Source organism: Bacillus sp. YH3-2-B2, assembly GCF_053663335.1.
On record NZ_JBSJQE010000001.1, the window covers coordinates 138,932 to 157,104 of the forward strand.

An 18,173-nucleotide genomic window follows, 5' to 3' on the forward strand; every position below is an offset into this window, starting at 1 on the left:
ACGGTAAAGAAGGCGATAAAAATGAGTGGCGATAAAAAACATCTGGTCATCATCGGCGGCGGCATAACGGGATTAGCCGCCGCCTTCTACATGGAAAAAGAAATCAAGGAAAAACAGCTGCCGCTTGAGGTCACCCTGATCGAAGCGGGCCCGAGAGCGGGCGGTAAAATTCAGACGGCGCATAAAGACGGCTACATCATTGAGCGGGGGCCGGATTCTTTTTTGGAAAGGAAAAAAAGCGCGCCGCAGCTCGTTAAGGATTTGGGGCTTGAGCATCTGCTCGTCAACAATGCGACCGGCCAGTCTTACGTGCTCGTCAATGAGACGCTTCATCCGATGCCGAAGGGCGCGGTGATGGGCATTCCGACCAAAATCGCTCCGTTCATCTCCACCGGTTTATTTTCTGTACCCGGAAAAGCGCGGGCGGCGCTTGACTTTGTCCTGCCTGCGAGCAAACCGAAGGAAGATCAGTCTCTGGGTGAATTTTTCCGCAGACGCGTCGGTGACGAAGTCGTTGAGAATTTAATAGAACCGCTATTATCAGGGATTTATGCCGGAGATATTGATAAGCTGAGCCTCATGTCCACGTTTCCGCAATTCTATCAGACTGAGCAAAAACACAGAAGCCTGATTCTCGGTATGAAAAAATCACGTCCGCAGCCTTCGGGACAGCAGCTGACGGCCAAAAAGCAGGGCCAGTTTTTAACGCTGACGACAGGGCTTCAAACGTTGGTGGAGGAGCTGGAAAAGCAGCTTACGCTGACAAAGGTGATGAAAGGAACGAAAGTCACCCATATCGGCCGCGAGGAGAAAGGATATTCCGTGACGCTTGATAACGGCAAAGTGCTCTATGCGGAAGGATGCATAGTGACAGCACCGCATAAAGCCGCGGCGAAAATGCTTTCTGATCTGCCGGCGGTTTCATGTCTCAAAGACATGCATTCTACGTCCGTTGCCAACGTCGCCTTAGGTTTTCCTGAGGGAGCCGTCAAAATGGAGCATGAAGGTACGGGATTCGTTATCTCAAGAAACAGCGATTTCTCCATCACGGCCTGCACATGGACGAATAAAAAATGGCCGCACGCGGCGCCGGAGGGCAAAACACTTCTCAGGGCGTACGTCGGAAAGGCCGGAGATGAATCCATCGTAGATCTTTCAGATAACGAGATCATTAAAATCGTAATGGAAGATTTGAAAAAAGTAATGAAAATAAATGGCGAACCGGAAATGACCTGTGTGACCCGCTGGAACGAAAGCATGCCGCAATACCATGTCGGCCATAAGGAGCGCATCAAAGAGTTCAGAGATGCGCTGAAAGCTTCCTATCCGGGCGTATACGCGACGGGCGCGTCTTTCGAAGGGGTGGGCATCCCCGACTGTATCGACCAGGGAAAAGCCGCCGTATATGATTCACTCGCTTATTTATTTGAAACGTACCAGCCTCCGTTATCGTAAAACGGAGGTTTTTTGCATGTTCCCGTTCTGTAAAGGGAACACCAATAAAGAGAAAAAACATTTGAATCTTCTTTGCGACTGTGATAAGTTATCTTATGTACAAAATGACTAAAACGTTCAAACGGTCAATTTAACGAGGTGGGAAACATGTCCGTCGATCGGAAAAAGCTCATTCTGGAAGCGGCAACGAAGTCTTTTACACAATTCGGCTACAAAGCAACGACAATGGATCTGGTGGCAAAGCTTGCAAATGTGGGGAAGGGAACCATCTACACGTTTTTCAAAAACAAAGAAGAACTGTTTGATGATATTTTCACCACTATTTTAAGAGAAATGAAGGAACACGCAGACGAAGCGATGAAACCGGAGCTTTCATTTCACGAAAATGTTCACCGGGCGCTTGTCGCGATTTTGGAATTCAGAAAAACACACCAGCTGACTATTAAAATTTTTCAGGAGAACGCCGAGATTGGTACAATAGCCGTTCAGGATGTCATTGCGAAAATGGAGCGGGCCATTCTGTCATACATTAAAGAAAAGATAGAAACAGCCATTGAAAACGGAAGCATTAAACCGTGTGATCCGGAACTGACCGCTTTTGTGATGCTCAAGCTCTACATCGCGCTGATATTTGACTGGGAAAAAAACCATCCGCCTCTTGAAAAAGAGACGATCGCCGAATTGCTGGAAATGTATGTTGGTCAAGGATTATCTAAATAATAGATGATCCTTCACTTTTTAGGTGCCGTGACCGTTTTGTCAAATGAGTCAGTTTGCGGAAGGAGGCAACAGGGTTGAATACAATAAAAAGCCAGTGGAAAGACATTGTAACGAACAAGAAACTGTTAATCCCCATCATTGCCATATTATTCGTTCCGCTGATCTACAGCGGAGTGTTTTTGAAGGCGTACTGGGACCCGTACGGCACGGTGGATCAGCTGCCGGTTGTCGTTGTCAACCAGGATAAAGGGGCGGACTACGAAGGGAAACATCTTCAGATCGGTGACGATCTTGTGAAAGAGTTAAAGAAAAATGATAATTTTGATTGGCATTTTTCAAACGATCTTGATCAATCGTTAAAGGACTTATTAAATGCTAAATATTATTTATTGGTCGAGATTCCTGAAGATTTTTCTAAAAACGCCAGCACGGTAATGGATAAAAATCCGAAGAAGCTGGATCTGAAATATCATACGAATGCCGGATCAAACTATGTCGGCGCGACAATCGGCGAAAAGGCGATCGACAAGCTGAAAGCCTCCGTGTCGAAAGAAGTGACGGAGCAATACGCAAAAGTCATTTTTGACAATTTTAAAGATATTGCCAAAGGACTCGGCAAAGCCAGCAGCGGCGCCAAGAAAATAGACGACGGCACGAAAAACGCGAAAGACGGCAGCGCCAAGCTCAAGGAAAATTTAGCGAAGCTTACTGAAAGCACCGCCACCATCGGCGATAAAACGCAGCAGCTTGCAGACGGAGCGGCGAAAGTGACAAGCGGAATTCAAACGCTTGACAGCTCTATCGCAAAACTTCAGAGCGCAAGTGCCGAAATTCAAGATAAATCAGGACAGATTGCTTCAGGAGGAGGCCAAGTGGCCAGCGGGCTGAAAACGAGCCTTGACGCACAAAAGCAGCTCCAGCAAAAGCTTCCGGATTTAACGAATGGATTAAGCGCGTTAAACAGCAAGGCGCAGGAAGTGTCGCAAAAAGCGGCGGCATTTGAAGATGCGATCAATTCAGTCAACCTCTCAGATATTGAAAAAGCGGTTGGGGAGCTTGAGCAGACTGAAAAGGAATTGCAGCAGTTTAAGAAAAAGCTTTCTGATCTGAAAAACAGCCTGGATGCCCGGGATGACGCGGTCAAAAAGGTGATTAAGGACAGTGATTTCTTAACGGATGAGCAAAAAGCGAAACTTGTTCAGCTTCTGAATGAGAAGCTTCCGAAGGCCGAACTTCCGGATTTAGACAATATCGTCAGCCAGCTTCCGTCCGGCGGAGATATCCAGCTTCCGGATATGTCAGTCATAAAAAGCGCGCTGGCAGATGTAAAAGCGAAGGCTGATCAGCTGAAAGCACTGCCTCAGTCCACATCGAAACTGTATAACGGCGCGGCGGCGGTACAAGACGCGATTAACCAGCTGACGGCCGGAACTGATAAATTGTACAGCGGAGCGCAGACCGTCTTTGAAAGCCAAAACAAACTGACGGCCGGTATCGGCGAATACAACAGCAAGTTCGGACAGCTCAAATCAGGATCAGAAGCGTTAGTGTCAGGGAGCGGCCAGGTGTCAGGCGGCTTAACGAAACTGCTGGACGCGCAAAACAAAATCCATGACGGCTCGTCCAAAATTGAGCAGGGTCAAGCGTCTCTCGGCACCGGTTTAAGCAAGCTTTTAGACGGCACCGGACAATTGTCCAGCCAGCTGAAAGATGCGGCCGATCAAACAGGGGACATTAAGACAGATGACAAAACGTACAGCATGTTTGCCGATCCGGTAAAAACGGACGATAACGCGATTCATTCCGTGCCTAACTACGGTACCGGACTGACGCCTTATATTCTCTCTATGGGCTTGTATGTCGGCGGATTGATGCTGACGGTCGTATTCCCTCTGAGTGAAGCTTCAGGGCGTCCGAGAAACGGTTTTGAATGGTTCCTCAGCAAATTCAGCGTCATTCTGCTCGTCGGACTGATTCAATCCGTAATTGTCGCCACGGTTCTGTTAAAAGGAATCGGGCTTGATGTGGAAAGCACTTGGAGATTCTATCTCTTTACGATGATTACCAGCATCGCGTTCCTGTCGATGATTCAATTATTGGCGACAACGATGGGAAATCCGGGACGCTTTATCGCTGTCATCATTCTGGTGCTCCAGCTCGGGGCAAGCGGAGGAACCTTCCCGCTTGAACTCCTGCCGGGATTCTATCAAGTGATTCACGGGGCACTGCCGATGACATACAGCATCAACGGGTTCCGTGCCGTCATTTCAAATGGCGATTACGGCTATATGTGGCAGCAGGCATCCATTCTGTTGGGCATCGCCGTTGTCATGATCGCGCTGACCATTGTGTATTTTACGGTGCAAAGCAAAAAAGAACACAAAACGGAAGAAGAAATAACAGCATAAGAAAAAGAGGCTCTGAGCAGATGCTCAGGGCCTCTTTTTTTAGATTTCGATTAAAATCCCCATCTCACCAACAGTCCGGTATACGTCAATCCGCCGCCGAACCCGAACAATACCAGCGTCTGGCCTTCCGACAGTTTTTTTGCTTTCACAGCTTCATCCAAAGCGAGAATAATAGAAACCGATGAAGTGTTGCCGTAATATTCAACGCTTGTCAATGTCCGTTCAAGCGGGAAAGGCAGTTTTTCACAGATGGATTCGATCATCCGCATGTTGGCGCTGTGAGGAACGAACCAATCCAGATCGTCTTTTGAAAAGCCGGCTTTTTCTAAAAGGGCATTGCATTCCTCCGGCACGGTTCTGGCCGCCCATTTATATACTTCGCGCCCGTTTTGCACCATATTTCCTCCGCCTTTAAGCGGCTCGCCGTTTAATTCTGCGCTCAGTCCCGTGCGATACAGCACGTCCGCGCTTCCTCCCGCTGTTCCTTGCACGGCTGCCAAAAATCCCGGCGCTGATTCGTCGCGTTCCACCAATAGGGCGCCTGCAGCGTCTCCGAAAAGAACGCAGGTCGTCCGGTCAGTATAATCCGTTACCTTTGATAATGTTTCACCGGCAATGACAATCACTTTTTGATGGGAACCGGCGGTAATTAATGCGTCTGCGAGCTGAAGGCCGTAAGTGAGTCCGGCGCATGTGGCGTTAATATCAAGCGCTCCCGTGTGCGGCCAGCCGAAGTAAGCCTGAACGCGTGCCGCGGTGCTTGGAAACGCATAGTCCGCCGTCGTGGTGGCGACAAGGATCATATCGACATCATCAAGAGTTCCGCTGTATCGTTCTGCAAGGTTTTTCACCGCTTCCACACACAAATCCGATGTGAATTCATGTTCGCCGGCAATGCGTCTTTCCTTCATACCGGTGCGCTGGACGATCCATTCATCAGATGTATCGACGATGCGCTCCAAATCCGCGTTTGTTAATCGGCGTGCCGGAGCATATGTACCGATTGCTGTAATTTTAGATTTTGACATGAAAAAATCACTCCTTTATATCAGATTATAACACCTGATATTATTACTTGGTACTAATTTTAATAAAAAAAACCCAAGCAGCATCCGCTGTTTGGGGAGCATGAGAATCTATTTGTAAAACGGGCTTGTGTGAACGATTACCAATGACGGCAGCGGCAGCATGAATGATGATGCTTCTTTTTATCTTTCTTCTTTTTTTCTTTCTTCTTTTTACAAGGGTCTTCTTTTTTCTTTTTACAGTGATCTTTTTCTTTTTTACAGCCCCAGAAGGCTGCACCAGACCAATCATCCTCAAACCAATCCTCAAACCAATCATTATGAAACCTTTTCCGCTTGTGCGGTTTACGGCTGATCATACATTTCCCTCCTATGCTCATGCTCCCTTCATTCTATGAAAAAAGAGCAGGAAAAGATTGGACGGGTTATGGATCAAAAGAGTATATTTTAAGAAGAATAAAATTGATAGGAGGAATGACCTGTGGCAAATATGAAACATACGATGGAACTGATTAAAGAACTGGTGTCGATTCCGAGTCCGACGGGCAATACATACGAGGTTATCGCCTATACAGAAAGCCTTTTAAAAGAATGGGGCGTCTCCTCTTACAGAAACCGTAAAGGCGGTCTTTTTGTCACAATTCCCGGCCGTGATGACAAGAAACACAGATTGCTGACGGCGCATGTCGATACGCTCGGCGCGATGGTAAAGGAAATAAAGGCGGACGGCCGGCTGAAGATTGACTTGATCGGCGGCTTCCGATATCACTCAATTGAAGGGGAATATTGCGAGATTCAAACTTCTTCCGGCAAAACCTATACAGGCACCATCTTAATGCATCAGACTTCAGTGCACGTCTACAAGGACGCCGGTAAGGCAGAGCGGAATCAGGAGAATATGGAAGTCCGCCTTGATGAACCTGTCCGGACGAAGGAAGAGACGTCCGATCTCGGCATCAGGGTCGGCGATTTCATCTCATTTGACCCGCGTGTGCAGATTACGCCGAGCGGCTTTATTAAGTCCCGTCATCTTGATGACAAAGCGAGCGTGGCTCTGCTCTTGAATTTAATCCGCCGCATCACGGAAGAGAAAATCGAACTTCCGTATACGACGCATTTTCTGATTTCTAATAATGAAGAAATCGGCTACGGCGGCAATTCCAACATTCCTCCTGAGACCGTCGAATACTTGGCTGTTGATATGGGAGCGATCGGCGACGGCCAGTCTACGGATGAATATACCGTCTCCATTTGTGTGAAGGATGCGAGCGGCCCGTACCATTATCAGCTCAGAAAACATCTGGCCGGGCTTGCGGAGCGCTATGGCATTGATTATCAGCTTGATATTTATCCGTATTACGGTTCTGATGCCTCAGCAGCCATCCGTTCGGGCCATGACATCGTCCACGGGCTGATCGGACCGGGAATTGACGCTTCACACGCTTTTGAACGCACGCATGAATTATCGCTTCTTAATACGGCGAAGCTTTTGCACCGGTACGTTCTATCGCCGATGGCATAAAAAACCCTGCGCGGAAATCATTCCGTGCAGGGTTTTCATTTTAACCTGAAATGGTTGTGTTTTGTTCTGTTTTGGCGAGGCTCATGACCTTCGCGCCTTTAACGGGATCATACTGGCCTTCCCATTTTGACATCACAACGGATGCCAGCGCGTTTCCGGTCAGATTGACGACCGTGCGGGCCATGTCCATAATCCGGTCAACACCGGCGATGAATGCAAGGCCTTCTGCAGGAATGTTGAATGCGCCTAATGTCGCAAGCAGGACGACGAAAGAAGTCCCGGGCACGGCAGCCATTCCTTTGGAAGTGACCATCAAGACAAGCACAAGGGTAATCTGCTGCCAAATGGACAAGTCAATGTGGTATACCTGAGCGAGGAATAAAGCGGCGATAGATTGGTACAGCACAGATCCGTCTAAGTTAAAGGTATATCCGATCGGCACAACAAAGGAAACAATACCTTTCGGACAGCCGATTTTCTCCATTTTTTCCATAACGCGGGGGAGTACGGTTTCGGAGCTTGACGTACTGAACGCTAATAAAATTTCATCCTTCATATAGGCGAGGAATTTGAAAATGTTTACTCCGGCAAGCTTTCCGACGATTCCGAATACAACAATGAGAAAGAAAGCCAAAGCTACATACACTAAACCGACCAGTTTACCGAGTGAAAGCAGGGAACTGAGCCCAAATTTGGAAACGGTAACACCAATCAACGCAAAAACACCAAACGGCGCAACTTTCATGACGAGGTTCACAACATGGAACATCGCATGAGAAACACCTTCAAAGAAGGCCAAGACAGGCTTTCCTTTTTCACCGATTGCCGAGATGCCGAGTGCAAACAGCACGGTAAAGCAGATGATGGCAAGCAGATCTCCTTCGGCTAATGATTGGAAGAAGTTTGTCGGTACGATATGCAGGAATGTGTCTGCGATAGATTTGTTATTTTGTTCTTTTTCTGTTTCAACATATTGACTGATATCTGTCTTTTGAGCTTCATGTATATTAACGCCTGTTCCCGGATGAAACAGATTCGCCAAAGCCAGCCCGAGAATAATGGCAAAAGTGGTAATGATCTCAAAATACAAAATCGTTTTGAAGCCTAATTTTCCGACTTGTTTTCCGCTTCCCGCGCCGGCAACGCCGATGATTAAGCTGGAGACGACAATTGGAATCACTATCATTTTGATTAAGCGTAAAAACAAATCGCCGATAGGCTGTAAATATGTTGGAATGGCAGGATTGCCGTACCAGATGACACCGACTACAACCCCTAGTATGAGTCCGACGAAAATTTGCGTCGCTAGTCCAAAGCGTAATTTTTTCATAGATTACCTCCCGAAGAAAAAAGTGCAATAAGTATCTAAAAAGATAGCTATTAGAACAAATTATAATAGAAAAGAAAACAATCCGTCTATAGAAAAATATAGATTGAAAATACTGAATCTTTTAAAACGTACAGATAATTGCTAATAATGGTGAATAACGCCCTATTCAGAAAGTATGATGACGGCCGAAAAAACGGGCGCCGCACAACTTAGAATTGTGCGGCGCCCTATTGTCACATATCCTTAATTTTCAAGCAGTCATTGCACAGATTAATGTGACACTCATACTGCTCAACAATCTCATTTCCGCATTCTTCGCATTTCTTACCGGGTAAATTTCTGAAAAAATCCGACATCTTTTCCAACATACCCATCCCTCTTTCATTGTTTTGTCTCTACATTGTATTATAACAGTTTTGGAAAATCAACGGCTGTTTTGGCACAATGTTTAAAACATGCAATTTGTACGAAAAATAGGTATATTGGAGGAAAGGATCTTTTTATCATAAACATTCGGAGGGTCATATGAAAGTTACAGTTATTGGATGCTGCGGCGGGTTTCCGGCCGCAAACGAAGCAACTTCAGGCTATCTGTTTCAGTCCGGCGGCTATTCTCTGCTCGTTGATTGCGGAAGCGCCGTATTATCAAAGCTGTTTGCCTATGTTCCAGCAGAAGAGCTTGATGCCGTCATTTTGTCCCATTATCACCATGATCATATCGCTGATATCGGGCCGCTTCAATTTGCCAAACAGGTCGGCTCCTTTCTCGGAAAAGGGACGCATGCACTGCCGATTTACGGGCATGATGCTGATATAGAACAGTTTGAGCGTCTTACATATAAAACGCATACGAAAGGAGTGGCCTATCAGCCGGACCGCCCGCTTTTTGCCGGGCCGTTCACCATTACCTTCCTGAAAACGGTGCATCCGGTCACTTGTTATGCGATGCGGATTACTGACGGTTCAGCTTCTGTTGTGTATACGGCTGATTCAAGCTACCAGGACGCGTTTATCCCGTTTGCGGAAAATGCCGATCTGCTGATCTGCGAGTGCAATTTTTACGCGGACCAGGACGGCACGTCAGCCGGCCATATGAACAGTTTGGAAGCCGGACGTATCGCGGAGGAGGCCGGAGCGGGGGAGCTGATTCTCACACATCTGCCTCATTTCGGCGAGCACCGGAAGCTGAAAGAAGAAGCGGAATCCGTGTTCGGGGGCGAAGTGACAATCGCCGCTTCCGGATTGAAGTGGGAGAAATAAAGGAGGAGCACCATGTTATTTATCGACAACCAAAACATAACCGACCCGAGGATCAACCTCGCGATCGAGGAATATTGCGTGAAGCATCTCGACCCTGAACAGACATACCTGCTGTTTTATGTCAATCAGCCGTCGATTATCATCGGGAAGAACCAAAACACAATAGAAGAAATCAATACGAAATACGTAGAAGATAACGGAATCATCGTCGTCCGCAGGCTGTCAGGAGGCGGCGCGGTTTACCATGACCTCGGGAATCTGAATTTCAGTTTTATCACCAAGGATGACGGCGACAGCTTTCACAATTTTAAAAAATTCACCGAACCCGTTATTCAGGCGCTGCGCCAGCTCGGTGTGGAAGCTGAATTAAGCGGCCGAAACGACATCGTCGCGGACGGCAGAAAAATTTCCGGCAACGCTCAATTTTCGACGAAAGGGCGTATTTTCAGCCACGGAACATTAATGCTGGATTCCGCCATTGATCATGTCGTGTCAGCCTTAAAAGTGAAAAAAGACAAAATCGAATCAAAAGGCATTAAGTCAATCAGAAGCCGTGTCGCCAATATCAGCGAGTTTCTTGATGACAAAATGACGGCGGACGAATTCAAAAAGCATCTGCTTCACCATATTTTTAATACAAATGATCTTTCCGAAGTGCCGGAATATAAACTGACCGATGAAGACTGGAAAGCGATCCGAAAGATTTCCGAAGAGCGCTATCAAAACTGGGACTGGAATTTCGGCAGGTCGCCCGCATTCAACCTTCAGCATTCGAAACGTTATCCGGTCGGATCGATTGATCTGCGTCTTGAAGTGAAAAAAGGAATCATTCAGGACTGCAAAATTTTCGGTGATTTCTTCGGTGCGAAAGATGTGAGTGAAGTCGAACAGGCGCTGACCGGAAAACAGTATGACAGAACCGCTATCAGGGAGGCGCTGGCCGGAATCGATCTGAAACAGTATTTCGGCAAAATAGAGCTGGAAGATTTCCTCGAGCTGATTTATTAGAACATTTGCCGAACGCATGATTTGAATCAGCGCCCGTTTTTGTGAAATGATAGAACCATAATGAATGGGGAGGGATCATGATGAAAGTATTTCTCATCGGAGCAAACGGGCAGATCGGACAGCGTCTGACCGGGCTGTTTCAAAAAGACGGCACGCATACGCTGCGGGCGATGGTCCGGAAAGAAGAGCAGAAAGAAGCGCTTCAAGCCGCGGGAACAGAAGCCGTTCTTGCAGATTTGGAAGGAAGCACGGAAGACATCGCGAAAGCCGCTGAAGGCTGTGACGCGATTGTGTTTACCGCCGGATCAGGAGGAAGCACCGGATACGATAAGACGCTTTTGATTGATCTTGACGGAGCGGCGAAAGCGATAGAAGCGGCAAAGAAAGCCGGCATCAAGCGGTTCATTATGGTAAGCGCCCTTCAGGCTCATAACCGCGACAATTGGAATGAAGCGCTGAAGCCGTATTATGCCGCAAAGCATTATGCGGATAAAATTCTTGAAGCGAGCGGTCTGACGTATACGATTATCCGGCCGGGCGGGTTATTAAATGATCCCGGCACGGGAAATATCAAAGCCGCAGCCGATTTAGAAAGAGGCTCCATTTCAAGAGACGATGTCGCCAAGACCGTTATCGCATCCCTTGATGAACCGAATACGTATGAAAAAGCGTTCGATCTGACAGCAGGCGGCACGCCGGTCAGTGAAGCGCTGAAACAATTATAGTTTCCGGTTTTCAGGCACTCGGGGCTTTTTGCCCTTGAGTGTTTTTCTATATTTTTCTATAATAAAAGTGAACGTTTATTCCGGAGAAATGAATGACTATTCATTCATTACATTTTTAAAGGGGTGGGAAAATGAATCTGGTTTCCAAATTGGAAGAAACGGCATCGCAGAAACCGGAAAAACCAGCTTGTCTGTTTCAAGATCAGTACATGACGTATGAGGAGCTGGCAGGTAAAATCAAAGCATTTGCAAACGGCTTGGAGGACAGGGGACTGAAAAAAGGGGATCATCTCGCGCTGCTGCTCGGAAATACGCCTGATTTTGTTATTGCGTTTTTCGGCGCGTTAAAAGCGGGAATTGTCGTCATACCTGTTAATCCGGCATACACACCTTCAGAAATCGCATACATGCTGAAAAACGGCGATGTCAAAGCGATCGCCGGCATCGACCTATTAATTCCCGTATTTGAAAGCCTGCACGGCTCGCTGCCGCTGCTGGAGCATATCATTATCAGCCAGACAGCAGAGAACGCTCCATCGACAGAAGACCCTCAATTGCGCTTAAAAATGACAACGTTTACAAAAATGCTCCGCCCGGCGGAGCGCAGCAGAACTTATCCGACATTGTCCAAAGACGATACTGCCGTCATTTTATACACCTCAGGGACGACCGGAAAACCGAAAGGCGCCATGCTCACCCATCAGAATCTTTTCTCCAATGCAAATGATGTCGCCGGATACTTAGGAATGAATGAGAAAGACAAAATTGTGGCGGCATTGCCGATGTTTCACGTTTTTTGTTTAACCGTTTGTATGAATGCGCCTCTGATGAGCGGAGCGTGTGTCTTAATCGAGCCGCAATTCAGCCCGGCTTCTGTGTTTAAACTGATTAAAAGCCGTCAGGCAACCATTTTTGCCGGCGTTCCGACGATGTATAACTATCTGTATCAATACGAGCACGGCAAGGCGGAGGATTTTGCGTCCGTCAGACTGTGCATTTCAGGCGGGGCCTCCATGCCGGTCGCTCTGTTGCAGACGTTTGAACAAACCTTTGACGTCACCATTCTGGAGGGGTACGGACTTTCTGAAGCGTCTCCGGTTACTTGTTTTAATCCGTTTGACCGGGGGAGAAAGCCCGGCTCGATCGGGACGAATATTTTACATGTCGAAAATAAAGTCGTCGATACGCTCGGACGCGAATTGCCCGACCATCAAGTGGGAGAATTGATCGTGAAAGGGCCGAATGTGATGAAAGGCTATTACAAGATGCCCGAGGAGACGGAGCACGCGCTGAAAGACGGCTGGCTGTACACGGGTGATTTGGCGAAGCGCGACGAAGACGGTTATTTTTATATCGTCGACAGAAAAAAAGATATGATTCTCGTCGGCGGATACAACGTCTATCCGCGCGAAGTAGAAGAAGTGCTCTACAGCCATGAGGGCATTAAAGAAGCCGTGGTCATCGGCGTTCCTGACGCCAAAACGGGGGAAGCGGTGCATGCTTATATAGTGCCTGCGGACGGTGAGCTGACAGAGCAGGCGGTTTTCGATTACTGTGAAACACATTTGGCAAAATATAAGCGGCCGGCGGAAGTGGTTTTTCTTGATGAGATTCCGAAGAACGCGACCGGGAAGCTGCTGAGAAGGGCGGTCCGGGACATGCTTCCGAAATGACGGACGAAAAGCGAAGCCGGGGGCTTCGCTTTTACATGCTGATCCGGTCAGCTCTGCGATTCTTCCTTAATGATGCTTTGCACAAGCTTCGTATCATGCCGGGTCAGTTGGTAATACGTGTTTTTATACTTGTACATCATATAATTGCCGCTTTCGAGCCACATGCTGAATGAATCAAAACGGTCTTCATGGTATTTGACCGTTCCGTCGTAATCGGGAGACACGCTTTTGGTCAGTTTGACTTGTTTTCCTTGGTTCAAGATATCGAGCATATCTTTTACATTCTGCCTGTCTTTAATTTTGATCTCTTTTTTTCCGTGCTCTGACAGAATAATCAGATCTGCGTTGCTTGATGGAAACACATCGCCGGTCCGGCTGTATACATAGAAGAAAGCAATAACCAAAAGGGCGATTACTACAATAAACGCGATTATTTTTTTCATATTCATCACTCCGTCTTTTAGTCTTTCCCGCTTCCTGTTGTTCCATTCTTTTCTGTTGTGAAAAGATTAACATCCGTTTCGGAGGCTTGGTTCTATTTATTTGCATTTATGCTTACAATAGGAGTAAGTCATAAGGCTAAGGAGGGAGACTTCCATGCGCAAATGGATAGCGGCAGCGGGACTTGCCTATGTGCTGTACGGCCTTTTTTTCTATTGGTATTTCTTTATGACAGGAGACTCCGCCGTCCCGGAGGCCGTAAAGGGAACGAAAGCCGATCCGTCCTCGTTCATGGACCCGGGCCGCCTGGCAGCCGCTGAAAACTTTTCAAATGTAAAGGATTTTTTATTTTTCATCGGAGCGCCGTTAGATTGGTTTTTATTTTTTCTGCTGCTCATTACGGGGCTTGCCAAAAAAATAAAGCATTGGCTGGAAGCAGCGGTGCGCTTTCGGGTGCTGCAAATCGTAAGCTTCGTATTTGTGATTTCACTCATCGTTACGGCGGCTTCGCTTCCGCTTGAGTGGATCGGATATCGGGTTTCGCTTGCGTATCATATTTCGACGCAGACAGCAGCAAGCTGGATAAGAGACCATGTCATTGATTTCTGGATCAGTTTTCCGCTGTTTGCCGTGTGTGTGCTTGTGTTTTACTGGCTGATCACAAAGCATACAAAAAAATGGTGGTTTTACGCTTGGTGTCTTACTGTGCCGTTTACCCTGTTTTTGTTTTTCCTGCAGCCGGTCGTGATTGATCCTTTATACAATGATTTCTATCCGCTGAAAGACAAGGAGCTGGAAAGCAAAATTTTGTCGCTTGCCGACAAGGCCGACATTCCGGCCAGCCATGTGTATGAAGTAAATATGTCGGAGAAAACGAATGCGCTGAATGCGTATGTGACGGGCATCGGTTCGAATAAGCGGATCGTTTTGTGGGATACGACGCTTAACAAACTGAAGGATCGGGAAATTTTGTTCATTATGGGGCATGAGATGGGGCACTATGTGATGAAGCACGTGTACATCGGACTGGCCGGGTATCTGCTGCTGTCATTAGCCGGGTTTTATATCATTGACAAGCTTTATAAGCGGCTGTCCAAATTCTTCGGCCGAATGCTTCATATAAAGGGGCCTGAAGATCTGGCCGCCCTCCCGCTGTTATTGCTGCTCATATCCGTTCTCAGTTTTGCTTCTGATCCGATTACGAACGCCGTCTCCCGGTATCAGGAAAACGCCGCCGACCGTTACGGCATCGAGCTGACCGGAAACCGGGAAGCGGCGATTGAGACGTTTCAGGACTTGGCCGATACGGGACTGAGCCGGGTCAACCCGCCGTTTCTCGTCAAAATTTTCAGAGGGAGCCACCCGTCGATCATGGAGCGGATTGAACATGCGGAGGAAGAAAAATAATAAAAAAACCGGCGGGGCCATGGCCGACGCCGGTTTTTTATGTTTTACTGAGCTGCCGCCTGTACGTTGATCAGCCCTTTTCCATAGTAGAAAGCATCACCAAGTTTTGTAGTGGTGTTTTCTAAACTGCTGCGGACTTGAGTGTTTGTCCAGTTCGGGTGCTTAGAAAGAATCAAAGCAGCCGCTCCGGCAACGTGCGGAGATGCCATTGACGTACCATTGTACGCGCCGTATTTGTTTCCAGGAAGCGTGCTTTGGATAGAGACGCCTGGTGCCATGACATCAAGCTCAGAACCTACGCTTGAGAAAGATGCTCTTTGGTTGCTGCTGTTAACAGCGCCTACCGCAATGACAGAAGGGTATTTACCAGGGTAGCCCACTGTGCTTGAGCCGCCGGAAGTGCCTTCGTTACCGGCTGCCGCAACCACTACGACGCCGGAAGCAACGGCTTTGTCAACTGCCGCTTTTAACGCTGCAGAACCAGAAGGTCCGCCGAGGCTCATGTTAATAACGTCCATATTGTTTGCGATCGCCCACTCAATTCCGTTAATGATCCAGCTGTACTGGCCGGAACCGTCAGCGCCGAGAACTTTTACAGCGTAAAGAGATGCGCTTGGCGCAACGCCTAATACACCGACTGAGTTATTAAGAGCCGCAACTGTACCGGCAACGTGAGTTCCGTGAGAGTTGTTATCTTGGAAAGGATTTGTTTCAGAAGGAACCATGCTGGCTCCGCCTGCTACCTTTAAATCAGGATGAGAAGAATCGATACCGCTGTCGATAACCGCTACTTTAACATTTGATCCGGTGAAGCCTTGAGAGTGCAGAGCAGGGGCTTTAATCTGTGATACGCCGTAAGGCACGGACTGCGCGTACGCCTGTGCAACGTGATCTTCTTCAACGTAAGCGACGCTAGGGTCTTTTTTCAGCTCTTTTACAGCTTTTTCATTTAATGTAGCTGAAGCTGCGTCTACATATTTGAATTGCTTTTCCACTTTCCCGCCTTTTTCAGAAATGACATCTTTTTTCTTGGCGGCGCTCATCGTGCTCATTGTCTGCTTAAATCCGACAATATATTTCTTTTCCCCGTTCGATTTCCCTGCAGCCTGGGCAGAAGTCGTGCTGCCGAACGCCATCGTAAAGATTAACGCTAAAGCAAACAGCAAACTGATCCATACCTTTTTGCCTCTCACTCTTTATCCACTCCTTTTTTCATTTGCAGAATAACCAATAGACAGATTATTCTGTGGATTAATTGTATAGTATGGAATAATATTTTAGTAGACCCAATTTTTTTCAGTTTGTTTTATTTCTATTTAGGTATATCATCTCTCTTTCGTTTAATAGGAACCCGAAATATTTAAATTTTAATGGAAAAAACCGATGGAAGGACATGAGTATTTGTACACAGCCGCAATCGCTCTCTTGTTTACTGGGTCGAACGGTTTGATTCCATTTTTGGAAGCTGAGGCAAAAACAGGATAAATGTCACCTTTTGTTGAATGCAGAAGTCTGATGGAAACGAAAGCGGAATGAAATAAAGCGGCCGGCATGAATCAGTCTTTGGCTTTCTTGACGGAGAAAGCTGTGAAACCATTTTATGAAAATAATGATATTGAATATCATTGATACTTATATTGTCAATGATATAATTGCGGAAAAACGAAAGAGGGGGAACAGATGAAACCAATTTTCAGTATGCTGATGATCTTATCCGTTCTCTTCATAACGGCATGCTCAGAACGGGAACATGAAACCGCCGTCAGGCACGATCTGGGGACGGCGCATGTGGCTGCGCACCCGCAGCGCATCGCCGTATTGAATGAGGGCTTTATTGACACCCTCCATGATCTCGGCATAAAGCCGGCGGCCGCGGCGGATAACCGGAAAGAGCGAAACGACGGCAGTCCGTCCGTCGGGCCCCCGTCACATCCCGATTTGAAAAAGATCACTTCGTTAAAACCCGATCTCATCATTGCAGACTCAAGCCTGCACAGGGGGATATACCATGAGCTGACAAAGATCGCTCCGACAATCGCTTTGAAAAATGAAGCTGCGGATTATCAGGATGCGGTTGATGCTGCCCTTACCATTGAAAAGGCGGTCGGTAAAGAGGGCATCATAGAGAAACAATTGTCGGCTCAGGAAGAAAAGCTGAATGACATCAAAAGAAAGCTGGATGCAGAAGGCGGCACGATTTTATTAATTGACGCTGCAAATGGCAGCATTTCCGTAAAGGATGATCAGTTTTTTACGTCCCGGCTTTTGGCGCTCGCAGGGTTTACATATGCGGTCCAGACGGATTCCGGCGGGAAATCAGATGCTATCAAAATGACGCCCGGGCAGCTTTTGCAAATCGATCCTGATTACATCGTACTGTTGGACGGTGAGAAAGAACTCGAAAAAAATCACCTCTGGAAACAGCTGACTGCCGTAAAAAACGGCCGCGTTTACCGCGCGGACAGGGCGGCATGGACGGAGCGCCGGAGCATTGACGGTGCGGACGCCATATTACATGATCTGCAGAAAAAAATGCTCGCCAAAAAGGCCCAAAACTGAATTCGGGCCTTTTTGTTATGATTCTGATAGGTGGCTGCTTACATTGTAATCTTTGACGCGCCACTTATTTTCAATTCGTTCGATATTGCTCAGGCACGCATTGACAAGCTTTGCGTTTTGTATGTCGGTATCACCGTCAGAAATAGCGGACAAGAGGGCGTGAATGGCTGCGCCGTGAGCGACGATCAGTACTTTTTGCTCAGGAAACCGCTCCTGAACTTTCACTAAACCGGCAAGCATTCTGTCTGTCAGCTCTTCTGCGGTCTCCATATTCGGGTAGTTTTTATCCGGGTAGCGCTTCGACCGTTCCGGTAAAGACATTCCTTCCGCATCACCGTAGCTCCGTTCTCTGAAATCTTCCATGACGACAATGGGAAGATTCAAAAACCCGTTTATAATGTCAGCCGTTTTTCTGGCCCGTTTCATCGGGCTTGAGACGATGACATCCCATTCGGACCCCTTTAAGTACTCTCCTGTTTCTTTCGCCTGACGCTCTCCCGTCGCATTTAACGGAATATCCGATTTGCCTTGAAGCTTCTTTTGGGCATTCCAATCAGTCTCTCCATGTCTTACTAAACAAACGGCAGTCATAAAGTCTCCACTCCGATCATTTTTTATCGATATCATCTATTATACTGCC

Annotated in this window: 17 protein-coding genes; 10 read left to right on the forward strand and 7 right to left on the reverse strand. The window is 47.3% G+C overall.

From position 1 onward, the window contains the following. The first annotated feature begins 21 nt into the window (after nucleotides 1-21). The 3 genes from hemY (at nucleotide 22) to ACWJJX_RS00815 (ending at nucleotide 4,583) form a co-directional block, all read left to right on the forward strand. On the forward strand, nucleotides 22-1,455 hold the full coding sequence (gene hemY, locus ACWJJX_RS00805; protein ID WP_003155220.1) for a protoporphyrinogen oxidase: 1,434 nt from the start codon (nucleotides 22-24) through the stop codon (nucleotides 1,453-1,455). Between the two features lie 147 nt (nucleotides 1,456-1,602). Beyond that, nucleotides 1,603-2,175, forward strand: coding sequence for a TetR/AcrR family transcriptional regulator (locus ACWJJX_RS00810; RefSeq protein ID WP_003155219.1), 573 nt, complete (start codon nucleotides 1,603-1,605; stop codon nucleotides 2,173-2,175). Nucleotides 2,176-2,249: 74 nt separating this feature from the next. Continuing rightward, a complete protein-coding gene (locus tag ACWJJX_RS00815; RefSeq protein WP_102421692.1) occupies nucleotides 2,250-4,583 on the forward strand; it encodes a YhgE/Pip domain-containing protein in 2,334 nt (777 codons plus the stop codon). A gap of 50 nt (nucleotides 4,584-4,633) precedes the next feature. Here the strand turns inward: ACWJJX_RS00815 and fabHB are convergent, their stop codons facing one another. After that, nucleotides 4,634-5,611: a beta-ketoacyl-ACP synthase III FabHB gene (gene fabHB / locus ACWJJX_RS00820; protein ID WP_003155217.1), complete on the reverse strand. Its 978-nt coding sequence runs from the start codon at nucleotides 5,609-5,611 to the stop codon at nucleotides 4,634-4,636. Nucleotides 5,612-5,748: 137 nt separating this feature from the next. After that, nucleotides 5,749-5,967 (reverse strand): hypothetical protein, encoded by a 219-nt coding sequence (locus ACWJJX_RS00825; protein WP_070081583.1) that lies wholly within the window; start codon nucleotides 5,965-5,967, stop codon nucleotides 5,749-5,751. A gap of 131 nt (nucleotides 5,968-6,098) precedes the next feature. Between ACWJJX_RS00825 and ACWJJX_RS00830 the strand changes: the two genes are divergently transcribed. Continuing rightward, the gene (locus tag ACWJJX_RS00830; protein WP_007409206.1) at nucleotides 6,099-7,130 is read left to right on the forward strand and encodes a M42 family metallopeptidase; all 1,032 of its coding nucleotides are present in this window, start codon (nucleotides 6,099-6,101) and stop codon (nucleotides 7,128-7,130) included. Between the two features lie 40 nt (nucleotides 7,131-7,170). Here ACWJJX_RS00830 and ACWJJX_RS00835 read toward each other — a convergent pair whose 3' ends face one another. Together ACWJJX_RS00835 and yhfH are read right to left on the reverse strand one after the other, a co-directional pair. Further along, nucleotides 7,171-8,460: a cation:dicarboxylate symporter family transporter gene (locus ACWJJX_RS00835; protein ID WP_003155211.1), complete on the reverse strand. Its 1,290-nt coding sequence runs from the start codon at nucleotides 8,458-8,460 to the stop codon at nucleotides 7,171-7,173. A 233-nt stretch (nucleotides 8,461-8,693) separates the two neighbouring features. After that, nucleotides 8,694-8,834 carry a protein YhfH gene (gene yhfH, locus ACWJJX_RS00840; protein ID WP_012117221.1) on the reverse strand — a complete coding sequence of 47 codons (141 nt, stop codon included), beginning with the start codon at nucleotides 8,832-8,834 and terminating at the stop codon, nucleotides 8,694-8,696. A gap of 151 nt (nucleotides 8,835-8,985) precedes the next feature. On the opposite strand from yhfH, the gene ACWJJX_RS00845 reads away from it, so the two are divergent. The 4 genes from ACWJJX_RS00845 (at nucleotide 8,986) to ACWJJX_RS00860 (ending at nucleotide 13,126) form a co-directional block, all read left to right on the forward strand. Further along, nucleotides 8,986-9,720: an MBL fold metallo-hydrolase gene (locus ACWJJX_RS00845; RefSeq protein WP_326360245.1), complete on the forward strand. Its 735-nt coding sequence runs from the start codon at nucleotides 8,986-8,988 to the stop codon at nucleotides 9,718-9,720. A 12-nt stretch (nucleotides 9,721-9,732) separates the two neighbouring features. After that, nucleotides 9,733-10,728, forward strand: a complete 996-nt coding sequence (gene lplJ, locus ACWJJX_RS00850; protein ID WP_003155205.1) for a lipoate--protein ligase LplJ — start codon at nucleotides 9,733-9,735, stop codon at nucleotides 10,726-10,728. 80 nt (nucleotides 10,729-10,808) lie between these two features. Then, nucleotides 10,809-11,453: an SDR family oxidoreductase gene (locus ACWJJX_RS00855; RefSeq protein ID WP_003155203.1), complete on the forward strand. Its 645-nt coding sequence runs from the start codon at nucleotides 10,809-10,811 to the stop codon at nucleotides 11,451-11,453. Between the two features lie 131 nt (nucleotides 11,454-11,584). Then, the gene (locus tag ACWJJX_RS00860; protein WP_014304738.1) at nucleotides 11,585-13,126 is read left to right on the forward strand and encodes a fatty acid--CoA ligase family protein; all 1,542 of its coding nucleotides are present in this window, start codon (nucleotides 11,585-11,587) and stop codon (nucleotides 13,124-13,126) included. A 47-nt stretch (nucleotides 13,127-13,173) separates the two neighbouring features. Here ACWJJX_RS00860 and ACWJJX_RS00865 read toward each other — a convergent pair whose 3' ends face one another. Next, nucleotides 13,174-13,569 carry a hypothetical protein gene (locus ACWJJX_RS00865; protein ID WP_326374963.1) on the reverse strand — a complete coding sequence of 132 codons (396 nt, stop codon included), beginning with the start codon at nucleotides 13,567-13,569 and terminating at the stop codon, nucleotides 13,174-13,176. A gap of 154 nt (nucleotides 13,570-13,723) precedes the next feature. Between ACWJJX_RS00865 and ACWJJX_RS00870 the strand changes: the two genes are divergently transcribed. Next, on the forward strand, nucleotides 13,724-14,974 hold the full coding sequence (locus ACWJJX_RS00870; RefSeq protein WP_003155197.1) for a M48 family metallopeptidase: 1,251 nt from the start codon (nucleotides 13,724-13,726) through the stop codon (nucleotides 14,972-14,974). Nucleotides 14,975-15,018: 44 nt separating this feature from the next. Here ACWJJX_RS00870 and ACWJJX_RS00875 read toward each other — a convergent pair whose 3' ends face one another. Continuing rightward, the gene (locus tag ACWJJX_RS00875; protein WP_003155195.1) at nucleotides 15,019-16,167 is read right to left on the reverse strand and encodes a S8 family peptidase; all 1,149 of its coding nucleotides are present in this window, start codon (nucleotides 16,165-16,167) and stop codon (nucleotides 15,019-15,021) included. 487 nt (nucleotides 16,168-16,654) lie between these two features. On the opposite strand from ACWJJX_RS00875, the gene ACWJJX_RS00880 reads away from it, so the two are divergent. After that, nucleotides 16,655-17,533: an ABC transporter substrate-binding protein gene (locus ACWJJX_RS00880; RefSeq protein ID WP_454022657.1), complete on the forward strand. Its 879-nt coding sequence runs from the start codon at nucleotides 16,655-16,657 to the stop codon at nucleotides 17,531-17,533. Between the two features lie 15 nt (nucleotides 17,534-17,548). Here ACWJJX_RS00880 and ACWJJX_RS00885 read toward each other — a convergent pair whose 3' ends face one another. Beyond that, nucleotides 17,549-18,124, reverse strand: coding sequence for a histidine phosphatase family protein (locus ACWJJX_RS00885; RefSeq protein ID WP_007610462.1), 576 nt, complete (start codon nucleotides 18,122-18,124; stop codon nucleotides 17,549-17,551). Between the last annotated feature and the right edge of the window lie 49 nt (nucleotides 18,125-18,173).